This is a genomic window from Paenibacillus sp. R-74696 (assembly GCF_055814915.1).
Window position 1 is genome coordinate 131,260 of record NZ_JBPULM010000027.1, and the last position, 12,574, is coordinate 143,833.

The 12,574-nt window shown below is 53.7% G+C and carries 9 protein-coding genes; 4 read left to right on the top strand and 5 right to left on the bottom strand.

The window, feature by feature from the left end; translation table 11 throughout:
• Positions 1-6: 6 nt before the first annotated feature.
• Positions 7-981 (top strand): aldo/keto reductase, encoded by a 975-nt coding sequence (locus tag ACSR9A_RS10940; RefSeq protein ID WP_473757263.1) that lies wholly within the window; start codon positions 7-9, stop codon positions 979-981.
• A 141-nt stretch (positions 982-1,122) separates the two neighbouring features.
• On the opposite strand, the gene ACSR9A_RS10945 is transcribed toward ACSR9A_RS10940, so the two are convergent.
• On the bottom strand, positions 1,123-2,025 hold the full coding sequence (locus ACSR9A_RS10945) for a LysR family transcriptional regulator (protein WP_473757289.1): 903 nt from the start codon (positions 2,023-2,025) through the stop codon (positions 1,123-1,125).
• A 221-nt stretch (positions 2,026-2,246) separates the two neighbouring features.
• On the opposite strand from ACSR9A_RS10945, the gene ACSR9A_RS10950 reads away from it, so the two are divergent.
• Positions 2,247-3,347 carry a YeiH family protein gene (locus ACSR9A_RS10950; RefSeq protein WP_473757264.1) on the top strand — a complete coding sequence of 367 codons (1,101 nt, stop codon included), beginning with the start codon at positions 2,247-2,249 and terminating at the stop codon, positions 3,345-3,347.
• Positions 3,348-3,814: 467 nt separating this feature from the next.
• On the opposite strand, the gene ACSR9A_RS10955 is transcribed toward ACSR9A_RS10950, so the two are convergent.
• A complete protein-coding gene (locus tag ACSR9A_RS10955; RefSeq protein WP_473757265.1) occupies positions 3,815-5,791 on the bottom strand; it encodes a GTP-binding protein in 1,977 nt (658 codons plus the stop codon).
• A gap of 320 nt (positions 5,792-6,111) precedes the next feature.
• On the opposite strand from ACSR9A_RS10955, the gene ACSR9A_RS10960 reads away from it, so the two are divergent.
• On the top strand, positions 6,112-7,554 hold the full coding sequence (locus ACSR9A_RS10960) for an RICIN domain-containing protein (protein WP_473757290.1): 1,443 nt from the start codon (positions 6,112-6,114) through the stop codon (positions 7,552-7,554).
• A gap of 121 nt (positions 7,555-7,675) precedes the next feature.
• Here the strand turns inward: ACSR9A_RS10960 and ACSR9A_RS10965 are convergent, their stop codons facing one another.
• The 3 genes from ACSR9A_RS10965 to map all read right to left on the bottom strand — a co-directional run bounded on the left by ACSR9A_RS10965 (position 7,676) and on the right by map (position 11,795).
• The gene (locus tag ACSR9A_RS10965) at positions 7,676-8,182 is read right to left on the bottom strand and encodes a DUF5412 family protein (RefSeq protein WP_473757266.1); all 507 of its coding nucleotides are present in this window, start codon (positions 8,180-8,182) and stop codon (positions 7,676-7,678) included.
• A 433-nt stretch (positions 8,183-8,615) separates the two neighbouring features.
• Positions 8,616-10,814 carry a bifunctional 2',3'-cyclic-nucleotide 2'-phosphodiesterase/3'-nucleotidase gene (locus tag ACSR9A_RS10970; protein ID WP_473757291.1) on the bottom strand — a complete coding sequence of 733 codons (2,199 nt, stop codon included), beginning with the start codon at positions 10,812-10,814 and terminating at the stop codon, positions 8,616-8,618.
• A 234-nt stretch (positions 10,815-11,048) separates the two neighbouring features.
• Complete coding sequence (map, locus tag ACSR9A_RS10975; RefSeq protein WP_099518083.1) at positions 11,049-11,795, bottom strand: type I methionyl aminopeptidase; 747 nt, start codon at positions 11,793-11,795, stop codon at positions 11,049-11,051.
• Positions 11,796-12,070: 275 nt separating this feature from the next.
• Between map and ACSR9A_RS10980 the strand changes: the two genes are divergently transcribed.
• Positions 12,071-12,574 carry a hypothetical protein gene (locus tag ACSR9A_RS10980; RefSeq protein WP_341280053.1) on the top strand — a complete coding sequence of 168 codons (504 nt, stop codon included), beginning with the start codon at positions 12,071-12,073 and terminating at the stop codon, positions 12,572-12,574.

The following is a 12,574-nucleotide window of genomic DNA, read 5'->3' on the forward strand; positions in this document are numbered from 1 at the left end:
TAGCTTATGGAATATAAACGTCTCGGCAATAGTGGACTAAAAGTATCCTCTCTCGGCCTCGGTACCAATTCCTTCGGCTCGCGGGCGGATAAGCAAAGCTCTATCTCTATTATACATGCTGCACTTGGCAGCGGGATAAACTTTCTGGATACTGCCAATATTTACTCGGGCACCGCATCCGAGACCATTATCGGCGAGGCGCTTAAAGGACGAAGACATGAGGCCGTAATCGCCACTAAGGCCGGTCTGCCTCGCGGCCAAGGCGCGAATGAGCGCGGATCGTCCCGCTATCATTTGCAGCTTGAGCTGGAGCAGAGCTTGCGGCGGCTGCAGACGGATTATGTGGATTTATACCAAATCCACACCTTTGATCCGGAGACGCCGCTGGAAGAAACGCTGCGGGCGCTCGATGATATGGTGCGCGCCGGCAAAGTCCGCTACATCGGCGCATCGAACTACGCGGCCTGGGAGCTGATGAAGGCGCTCGGCATCAGCGACCGCCTGGGCCTGAATCGCTATGTGTCGATTCAGACCAGCTATTCGCTCGCCGACCGGACGCCGGAGCGCGACATTACGCCGCTATGCCTCGACCAGGGCGTCGGCATTATCCCTTATTTTCCGCTAGCCGGCGGCCTGCTGACCGGAAAATACAGCGAGCAGCAGAGCGCACCGCAAGGGTCGCGGCTGGACAAAAACCCGGACTTCGCCCGCTTCTTCACGGGCGAAGGCTTCACGCTCAGCCGCAAGGTCGGCGAGCTTGCGGCTGAGGCGGGCTGCACGCCGGCTGTGCTTGCCCTGCACTGGCTGATGCAGCAGCCAGCCGTGGCAAGCGTTATCGTCGGCGCGACGAGCGCAGAGCAGCTGGAGGCCAATCTGGCCTCAGCCAGCCTTCAGCCTGAGCCGGCCATCCTGGAGCGGCTGGATGAAATCAGCCTGCGCTTTAAACATGGCGAGCCATTCGCGCTTTACAGGCTGAGCTAGCCTGCGAGCTTGGAGGAACGGATAACGCCATAGCATACCCTTGAGGCAGCACAGCTGGTTATGGGCCGGGAGACAGGGGCTATTTTTCATAAGAAGCTGTTGCTCTGTATGCAGCCCTATCGCTGCTATATCGGAAAAACCTTAAATCGGCTGCTGCGGCATGCCTTCACGGGTACGCACCATTTCAATGAACAGCTCCGCCGCTTTCGTATGAAAAGCATCTTGCAGCGTAATAATCGAAAAATCACGCTGAACAGGCTGGCCATCGATGGTCAGCCTGTTCAGCGTCCCTAGCGTAATTTCTTTGCGTACAGCCCACTCCGATAGCAATGAAATACCGAGCCCCGCTTCAACGGACTCTTTAATAATTTGCGTGCTGCCAAACGCCATAGGGTTCATCGGCCTAATATCGTATTGCTCAAACATTTTTTCCATTGCCGTCCGCGTTCCCGAGCCTTCCTCCCGCACAATCCAGTGCTCGCCTCGCAGCGCCTCAGCCTCTACGTCCTGCTGCTTCGCATAAGGATGTCCCGCGCCAACTACGACGTACATGGCATCTTGGGCAAATGGCTCGCATTGCAGCTTGTCCTGCTCCGGCAGCGCCCCCTCTACAATTCCAATATCCAGCTGGCGGGCTGCAACGAGCGCTGCGATGTCCTTCGTATTGCCTATAGTAATCGTTGGTGTAATGAGCGGGTACCTCACCCTTAGACACGCAATCATATGCGGCAGCACATACTCGCCAAAGGTGAAGCTTGCGCCAATCGACAGCGCGCCGCTTGCCGTGTGAAGCAGGTCACCGAGCAGGCTCTGCATTTTCGCATGCAATCCGCTGATTTCCTTCGCATGGCGATACACGATGTCCCCCGCTTTATTCAGCCGGACGTACTTGTTGCTGCGATCCAGCAGCTTGGCGCCCAAAGCCGCCTCCAGCGACTGAATGTGCTGACTGACCGCCGGCTGCGTCATATGCAGCGCTTCCGCTGCGCGAGTGAAGCTGCGCTCCTCGGCAACAGCTATAAAAACGAGCAGGGATTGATCCATCATTCAAACATGCTCCTCTCTCTCTTCATTTGCTGTCTGTTCATGAAGTTATCATAAGTATTTAGTTATGATTATAATCATAACAATTTATTTTTCTTATCGTAAGCTATCCCTTATGCTTAATTTATAATTCAGGCAGGAAGCATGCGCCCGTTATTTGACGGCATTGGCAGTAGAAGCAGCGGGCTGTTCGCTTACAGGATGAGGATGAGGTGTCAGCTATGAAAGCAGAAATAAACCCGATGATGATGGCGCAGTCCTCCTCGGAAAAGACGGAGCCTCAGGGATCGTTATGTAGGCATGCAAAGGGGCATACTGCGGCTTGGCTGGGCGGGGTAGCGCTGACAGGTGCTTTTGCCTCCACAGCTTATGCACTCGCCATGCTTCCCGGCTTCAGTCGCATGGGCCTGATGGCGATTGCCTTGATCGCTGCTGTGTTTTTTCGCCAGTTCGCTGGATATCCAGCTTTTCTCCGCCCTGGCATTCATTTTTCCTCCAAGCAGCTGCTGCGGCTTGCAATCATATTGTTTGGACTCAAGCTGAATATGATGGTGCTGCTGGAGCAGGGGGCCGGCTTGCTGCTGCAAGCCGCCGCGACCATCCTCTTCTCCGTCCTCTTCACGCTGCTGCTCGCCCGCAAGCTCAAAGCCGATATGCCGCTGTCGCTCTTGCTCGGCATCGGTACAGGCATCTGCGGCGCGGCAGCCATTGCGGCTGTATCGCCGATTCTCAAAGCTCGCGGCGAGGATACCGCCGCAAGCGTCGGACTCGTTGCGCTGGTCGGCACGATTGCCGCGCTCGCTTACACCGCCCTCCTGCCGCTGCTGCCGCTAACCGCGGAGCAATATGGCATTTGGGCAGGCATCAGCCTGCATGAAATCGCTCATGTGGCGCTTGCCGCAGAGCCTGCCGGACAGGATGCGGTTGCTCTGGCGCTGCTAGCAAAGCTGAGCCGCGTGTTTTTGCTCGTACCCGTCAGCTTTATACTGATGGCAATCATGAATCGCCGCCGCCACCGCGAGATGGCAGCGAGTTCTCAAGAAATGAAGACCCGGCCTGAATTTCCATGGTTTTTGCTCGGCTTCATCGCCCTTAGTTTATTCGGGAGCATGACTGCTGGAACTCCGCTGGAACTGCCCGCTCGCGCCTTAAGCGGCATGTCCACGATTACAACCATCCTGTTGACGATGGCGATGGTTGGGCTAGGGCTGAACGTTAATCTGAGAGAGCTGCGCTCCCGGGCGCTTCGCCCGCTGCTCGCCATGACCATAACGTCGGTTCTGCTGTCGGTATTGTCCTTGCTGTTCATTATGTGGCGCTAGGGTGCGTGCGCAAACTTGAGTCGACATGCTGCGCCTTGCTTTGCGCATTTTTAGGCCGATCCCATCTGACGCTGCATGGTTCGGGAACTACAGCCTGCGAATGTTGCTGTGACCGACCACACCTAGCTTGCTCGCCACTTGTCCGCAACTTGTACACAACTTGGGCTGCTCGCTCCTATGTTGGAATGTTGGAGGACTGTGGTTCCGCTATTCTAGCTGTTGATCCGTTTTCGGGCCGTAGGCGGACAGGAAATCCGCTATTGCCCTCTTCATCCCAGCAAATTGGCCATTTACAGCGCATTAGCGGCTCCTGAGTCCGCGGCCTGACCCCAAACCCGTGATCCTATCGAAATAGCGCCTGCTGTGTCCACCAAGGCGGTCTTAGTGAAGAAAACAAACCACTGAAACGAAGAGCATGAGGCTAAACAGCTCCAGCCTAACTAGCTAATCTAGCGCATCTAGCGCATCTAGCTTTGCAGAGCCTTCCGCACGCTCAAAATATATTTCGACTGCTCCAGCGGATTGACACCGCGCCGCTGGCGCTCGGCTTTCACATCAAGCGGGCAAGGCTCATAACCAGCGAAAAAGGTGGCGATCGTGCCGCGACCTTTCGTCAGCGAGCTGAGCTCCACCGCGTATTCCAGCGAGGTCGCTGCGGGAATGCGCCCTTCAATAATCATCCTGTCGCCATGCAGCACAGGCGCACCGAATGTGCCGCGCATCAGCGACAGGTCGTTCATTACTCGCCCACCCGCCTCCTCGGGCACGACGATGCGGAACTGAAGCATCGGCTCCAGCAGCCTTGTACCCACAGATGCGAGCCCATTCATAATGCCCATTGGCGTCGCTACCGCAAAATCCAGCGGATGTGTATGCCACACATGATGCTGCCCTTCAATGAGCGTCACTTTAAGGTCAACGACCTCCCAGCCGTACAGCCCTTGCTCCAGCGCCTCCGGCACGCGCCGCGCCACCTCGCTTTGGTATTGCGGCAGCAAATCCTCGGAGCGCACCACCGAAGCATATTGCAGCCCGCTCCCCCGCTCGCCCGGCTCCATGCGAAACCGTAATACCGCCCAACAGGGCTTGGGCATTAAATAGGAAATATACCCTTCGCCCACTTCCTTTAGCGTCTCCTTATAAATAACCGACGGCTGGCCGAAGCGCACTGCAAGTCCATACCGCTGCTCAATAACACTCGTCAGTATTTCCAGCTGTATCGGTCCCATTACCTTCACATGAAGCTCCCGCTCATCCTGCAGCCACTGCACATTCAGCAGCGGGTCCTCATCGGACAGCTCCGTAAGCGCCTGTACCATTGCCGGATAATGCTGGGCATCGCCCCAATGGGCTTGAACGGTCAGCAGCGGCACAGCCAGCCTCGCCTCCTCGGGAACAGCGTCGGGACTGCCGATAATATCGCCGATCCGCACATGGGACATGCCGCACACGGCTGCAATGCCGCCAGCCGCAATCTCTCCAGCATCCTCGGAGCGGAAGCCGTCCATTTTGCGGATTTGCGTCACCTTCTCATCCATTTGCTGCGTGAAATTGCGCACGACATCACGATTGCGGATTTTCCCTTGATACAGCCGAATGTAAGCCATCCTGCCCATCACCTTGTCACGCTCAATCTTGAACACGATTCCCGAAGGCGGCGCATCCGCCTCGCCGCCCGGGGCAGGCAAATATTCGATCATCGCGTCCAGCAGCGCCTGCACGCCAATGCCTTTGCTCGATGCGCCGTACAGCACCGGATGCACCTCTGCCCGGCGCGCCTTCGCGGCGGCTTCCGCCCGCCACTGCGCCAGCGGCACTTCCTCGCCGCTGACATACCGCTCCAGCAGGCGCTCGTCCCGCTCCGCCATCGCCTCAAGCAGCGCCGTGCGCGCACCTTCATCCGCGCCCTCCGCCCACAAATCCTCCGCGCCAGCGAACTGCTGCTCGCTGCCAAGCGGACGCTGCACCGCGAGCAGATCCGCCGTCAAATAGCTGCGGATATCGGCAAGTACTGCTTCGTAATCGGCGCCGACGCGGTCCATTTTATTAATATAAATCAGCGTTGGGATACGCAGCTTGCGCAGAGCATTCCAGATCAGCTCCGTCTGCGCCTGCACGCCTTCCACTGCGGATACGATCAGAACAGCGCCATCCATCACCCGCAGCGCGCGCTCCACCTCCGAGAGAAAATCGACATGTCCTGGCGTATCGACCAGCTGCACATGTGTACCCTGCCACTCCAATGCCGTCATCGCCGCCCGAACCGAAATGCCCCTTGCCCGTTCAACCTCCATGGAATCCGTTATCGTCGTTCCTGTATCGACACTGCCGAGTGTCCGTGTGCGCCCGCTAACATAAAGCATATGCTCGGTCGTCGTCGTTTTGCCAGCATCGACATGTGCGAAAATCCCGACATTGCGCCAATTCGCGCGGTTGTTTCCCATCCTTCTGCTCCCCTGTCCGCCTGGATCATCGCCGTACCGCATGGCGGCTTTATTTTGCTTTTAGCGTACCGCGATAGCGGTTTCACGTCAAATGCTGCGGCGCCCTCCACCCACCGTTCCCCCACCAAAAAAAGTAAAAATAATAGGATGCTTTTCCCTCTCTATCGTTGTACAATCTTATTTGCAAGCGCTTACTTTTTTATCACTCCTCTATCCACATGACCCGAGCAAAGCCTAGGCCGGGCTCCGATCAGCCAAGCGGTCCATGCTTACGCCGATGCTTGCGATGCCCTCATCAAATTCCAAGGAGGTTTTTTATGATGAAAAGCAAGTCCCGGCTTTTGCTCGCGTATGTGCTCACCGTCGCTTTGGCTCTCAGTCTGATGACCGTCCCTGCGTCCGCTGCTCCTGTTACGTTCGACAATGGCGTCCAGTTCAAAGACACCGCTGGCAACCCGATTCAAGCCCACGGGGGCGGCATTCTCAAGTCAGGCAGCTATTATTACTGGTTTGGCGAAAATCGCGATGGCGTCAATTACGTTTCCGTCTATCGCTCAGCGGATCTGAAAAACTGGGAGTTCCGTGCCCATGTTCTCAGCAAAACCTCATCGCCCGAGCTGGCAACCGCCAACATTGAGCGCCCCAAGGTCATTTATAACGCGGCTACGAATAAATATGTGATGTGGATGCACAAGGAGAACGGCGTAGACTACGGCGATGCGCAGGTCGCTGTTGCATATGCCACCAACATTGAAGGCCCCTATACGTATCAGGGCAGCTTCCGTCCGTTAGGCTACGATTCCCGTGATATGACCGTCTACAACGACAATGGCACGGCTTATCTCATCTCTGCTACCCGCGTCAACGCCGATTTAAATATTTATCGCCTGACCTCCGACTTCCTTGGCATCGACTCGCTCGTCTCTACCCTATGGGTCGGTCAATACCGTGAAGCGCCTGCCATGTTCAAGCGGGGCAGCACCTACTTCCTCGTCACCTCCGGGGCGACTGGCTGGGCGCCAAACCAAGCGAAATATGCGACAGCCAGCAGCATTTCCGGCACATGGAGCGGCCTGTCGAATGTGGGCAATGGCAACACCTATAATTCACAATCTACGTATGTACTGCCGGTCGAAGGCTCGTCTACTACTTCGTTTCTGTACATGGGCGACCGCTGGGCTGGCGCTTGGGGCGGCGCGGTCAACACCTCGGAATATGTGTGGCTACCGATAACCTTTCCTTCATCCACCACCATGACGTTGGACTGGGCTGACCAGCTTACGATTGACACGGCGACGGGCACCATCACCAGCACTGTAGCGCCACCTGTCAACACGACGTCCTGGTATAAAATCACTAACCGCTCCAGCAGCAAGCTCCTTGGCGTCACCAGCGGGGGTACGACGGACGGCGTGCAGATCGAGCAATACACCGATGGCGGCTGGACGAGCCAGCACTGGCAGTTCACCGACGTAGGCGGACGCTACTATACGATCAAAAACCGCAACAGCGGCAAAGTCATGGACATCACCAGCAGCTCGGTCGCAGACGGCGCCACTGTCATTCAATATACGAGCAACGGCGGGCTCAATCAGCAATTCCGCATTCTCAGTGCCGGAAGCGGCTATTTCAAAATCATGAACGTCAAAAGCCGCAAAGTACTTTATATTACGGGAGGCTCCTCCGACAACGGTGCCGACGCCATCCAGTGGACGGACGATAACAACACGAATAAGCATTTTTCATTCACGACGACGAGTTAGCCTGATTTTGCCGCCATAATATTCGCTTCAAAGCAAACAGATGACCCTGCCTGCGCAGAGTCATCTGTTTTTAATAGATTAGGACACATCCCCAATTCCCTATTCGCCTTCAATTCTGTGTTCATCCTTGCGGAGGCATCATTTTATTTACATGCGAGGTATCGCGGAAATCAAAAACCTCATTTTTCGAAATATCCAATGTTTCTCTGCCAATTTTCACCACGCCACTGTGAGCCCACTGAATCGCCGGACTGCGGTCATAATCATTAAAGTAGATCGTCTTGCTCTTCCCACTCTCCATATCCACAACTTCAGCTCGTGCTGTTCTATAAAAAAGCCCATTATAGTGATAAGTCCGAATTATATATTGACCATCTGGAGAGACGACAGCGCTTGGATTCAACTCCCCTTTTGGAAGAAAATCAAGATTATTAAAATGATTATAGCAATATATCCCTACCACAAAGGCACCGATTACTGTCAGCATCAAGCTCACCTTCGGCAGCTTTTTAGATTTTCTAATCAGACTACCTATGAACAATTGGATAAAAACCAATAAACAAATAGCCGTGACAGCAGTCACCGCCAGCATTAGATATAAAAGTACATCATACATTTTTTCACTCATGCAGCAGCATCCTTTCCATGACGTGTGATACCAGCAAAAACAAGCACAAGGGCTGGATGCGCGCGGTTGATTGCTCTCTTTTCCTGGCGGACTGGCATTCCGCTATTTTAGCGTTTCGAGCGATTTTAGCAGTTGAGCGGACAGGAAATCCGCTATTCCCTTGATCATGGCGTCAAGACAGGGGTTTGAGAACCAATAGCGACGCCTGAGTCCGCAAACACCTCCAAACCCCGCGGTTTAGACAAAATAACGTCATCTGTGTCCTCCAGACCAGACTCCGCCTCTATCAGACTTCCCTCCTACAATTAAATAACACCCTTCGAGCATTCATCCAAACAGCCGCGGAAACCCGGGGAGCCGCAAGGACGAATTTCGAAAGGGTGTTTTCTTTTCTCAAACGGCTAGCCTCCAAGCATGGAAGGCTCCGCTCTTCCTATTTCGCTGCCGGAATCAAAATCTTCTGGCCAATGGACAGGCGATTCGGGTTCCCCAGCTTATTATAGGTCGCAAGCTTCTGCCAGGTGGTGCCGTGATTTAATGCGATGCGATACAGCGTGTCGCCGCTTTTCACAATATACACCGTATCCTGCGTTGTACCGGTTGCCGGCTTGGCAGGTGTCGTCGGAACAGACGTAGGCGGCGTAGTTGGCGTTGTCGGCTTCGTTGGGCCCGGCTCCGTTGGCTTCGTAGGCGTTGTAGGTGTAGTCGGAGTCGTTGGCGTGGTCGCGCCAGCGGACAAATTAATTTTGAACTCCGCATAGCCGTCATCGGTTTCGCCTACATACGACAAAGCGTCAAGCGAATCCGCGAGCGTCTTGGCAGCAGGCGACGTTTTGAACGAAACGTTGACGTCCGCTTTGATCGCCGCGAGCGACCAGTTGCCGTCAGCGGCAGGGTCAATCGTCTTGTTCGAGCGAATATAATCTATGACGACCTGACGGTTCTCATCTGGCGAAGCCAAAACGATCCGTTTGCCATCCGGATTCGCGAACTTGCTCGACGAGGCGCGGTAATTATTCGACGCTACGATGAATTTTTGCTTCGGATCAATCGCTTTGCCATCAAATTGCAGATTGACGATACGGCTCGATTTTTCACTAACCGTTGTTCCCTTTGCATCATATTTGGCTGGCTGGGTCACATCGATTTGATACGTTACCCCATCAATGACGTCAAAGTTGTAGGTCGGGAAATCCAGATTGACCAGTTCCTGCTTTGCTGTAGACTTAATGTCGATCTGGTTGAATTGTCCAGCGGACCACTCCAGCCATTCCTTCAGCTCAGCACCTGTTACTAATACAGCGTTAACCGTGTTGGAGTACAGGTACAGGTCGGCGACGTTTTTAATCGCAATATCGCCAGCCGCAATATCCGTGTAATAGTTCGGGCCTTGTCGTCCGCCTGCCTTGAACGGCGCACCTGCGGACAATACCGGTATGCCCTCGTATTCCGTACCTTGCATTTGCTTTTCTACGTACCATTTTTGCGCGTTTGTTACAATTTGGATCGATGGATCATCCTGCACGAGCGCAAACCAGCTGTTGATTGGCGCCGTCGTCTTGCCTACCGGGCCGCGAATATAGTCGAGCGTATGCTCATGGTCTTCTTCTACGGCTTCCAGCACCTCTTGATCCGCTTCTACAAGCGGCTGCTTGTTCACCGCATCAAAGATCGGCTTAACCTCAACCTTGGAGTCCACAACCGACCATTTGCCGTCTGTGAGCTTCAAATCAAGGTCAATAATGCCGAGATTATTGCCCCAGAAGCCCGGCTCAACCGAAGGCACGCCGTTAATCGTCCCTTTTTCCAAATCTACGCCCGGCTTGCCCTCGAACGACTTGTCCGGGAACACCTTGTGGGCGTGGCCGAACAAAATCGCATTAATATCCTTGACCTTGCTAAGATACAGCACGGAGTTTTCCATATTTTCAGCCTGCGGAATATCCTCAAAGCCCGAATGCGGAATCGCAACAATGATGTCGGCACCCTTCGCCTTCATCTCGGGAACGAACTTCTCCGCCGTTTTGATGATATCCTTGGCAATAACCTTGCCTTCGAGATTCGCCTTGTCCCACTGCATGACCTGCGGCGGCACGAAGCCGATGACGCCTACTTTAAGCTTATGTGCTGCGCCGCTCTCATCCTTCACTTCCTTGTCTAAAATCAAATAAGGCGTGAACATGTTTTTATCATTCGATTCGTCTTTATCTTTGTCATCCACATAGATGTTCGCATTGACGTAAGGGAAATCCGCCCCCGCCAGCGAATTATTCAGAAAATCCAGCCCATAGTTGAACTCGTGGTTGCCCAAATTCCCAGCATCGTAATCAAGCAGGTTCATCGCCTTGTACACCGGATGCGTCTCGCCCTGCTTCAGCGGGTTAATAACCGCCGTGTAGTCGCCAAGCGGGTTGCCCTGAATCAAATCACCATTGTCAAAAAGCAAGCTGTTCGTCGCCGCTTCGCGCGCCTGCTTGATGAGCGTCGCTGTTTTGGCAAAGCCATACTCATCTGTCGGCTTGTCCGCAAAATAATCATAGTTCACCATGTTCACATGCAAATCGGTCGTTTCCATAATACGCAGCTTTACTGTGCTGCTGTTCTCCGATGCCGCTGTTGCCGTAAAGGGCATTGCCACCAAACCAACAGTAACCGCAATAGATAAAGCACTTCTCCATACGACTGACGATCTCAACAAATGAATACCCTCCCCAAAATGACTGAATTCATGTAATGATCGCGTTATGTAGGCCGAGCTTTTGGACGATCATTCCCATCATTCCATTTATTTTAGATGAATTATCCAATTTTGTCATGCAGAAAAAAGAGGGATCTCTCCCTCTTTGCGTTATATACGTGTAATATTTTATTGTTGGGTCAAAATAAGCGGACCATCCTTCGTAATCGCAATCGTATGCTCATACTGGGCAGACAGCCTTCCATCCCGCGTCCGCGCGGTCCATCCATCAGAATCCAGCTTGCTGAAATAAGTGCCCGCGTTCAGCATCGGCTCAATTGTGAACACCATGCCCTCTTTAATTCTAGGCCCTTTATCCGGCGGGCCATAGTGAGGCACCTGCGGATCCTCATGCATGTCCTTCCCAATACCATGGCCGATAAAATCACGCACGACCGAGAAGCCTTCCGCCTCCGCATACGACTGAATCGCGTGAGATACATCGCCAATCCGCTTGCCGATTAGCGCTTGCTCTATGCCAAGATACAGCGATTTTTCCGTTACCGCCAGCAAATGCTTTGCTTCATCGGTTACTTCCCCAACCGCATAGGACCATGCCGAATCGGCAAGCCAGCCGTTCAGGTTGACGACCATGTCGATGGTCACGATATCGCCTTCTTTGAGCTTTTCCTTCTTCGGAAAGCCGTGGCAAATAATATCGTTCGTGGAGGCACAGGTCGCATATTGATAGCCGTTATAGCCTTTTTGCTCCGGCGTTGCGCCATTTTGCTTCATAAATTTTTCCGCAAACTGGTCGATTTCATGCGTTGTGATGCCGGGCTGAATGAGCTTGGCAATTTGCCTATGGCATTCCGCCAATATTTTACCCGCCTCATGCATGCGGTTGATTTCCGCCTCGGTCTTAATAATGATCATTTCCGTTCCTTCTTTCCATCAAATTAACCCGGCTTCGTCCCGGGACTTCGCCAGAAGCTCCGCTAGAAGCCACATGCCTATGCCCATCGTAGCATATTATGATAAATATGCGAACATGGGCTGGGCCATGACGCTGCTTTTTCGCTTGCTTCCTAGACTTTAGTCTAGTCCGCTGCTTTACCTCTAGCATGACGACATACTGCGGGGGGCTGTGCTATGCTATTGTAGCTAAGAAAAACAACGGATAAATAAACAAAAGAGGAGAGATAAGAAAAATGTTAAAGCGCTCGATTATCGGCCCCGCCCTTATGCTGATTGGTGTATTTCTTTACTTCAACCAAGGCCAGTCATTTGGAGCAGGCGCTGTGTTCGCGAATTTTTGGGCCAGCATGTTCATCATTCCGCTAGGACTGTTTTTCCACTGGCTGTATTTTGGCGTGACAGGCGGCAAAGGGGTCGGCCTGCTCATCCCGGGAGGCATTTTGTTCACCGTTGGACTCGTCTGCCAGCTCTCCACGTTATTCTCGGCGTGGCATATTCTGTGGCCAGGCTTCATTCTGGCGGTAGCCGTCGGCTTGTTTGAATTTTATTGGTTCGGCAGCCGCAACAAGTGGCTGCTTATCCCGATTAACATTTTAGCTGTCCTGTCGCTGCTGTTCTTCGGCGTCTTCTCGCTGAGCGCCGCCTCCGGACAACTTGCCACCGTGCAGCCGCTGCTCGCCATTGCTCTTATTATTGTAGGAGCCTTCGCGATGCTGTCGCGCAAGAAAGAGCAATAA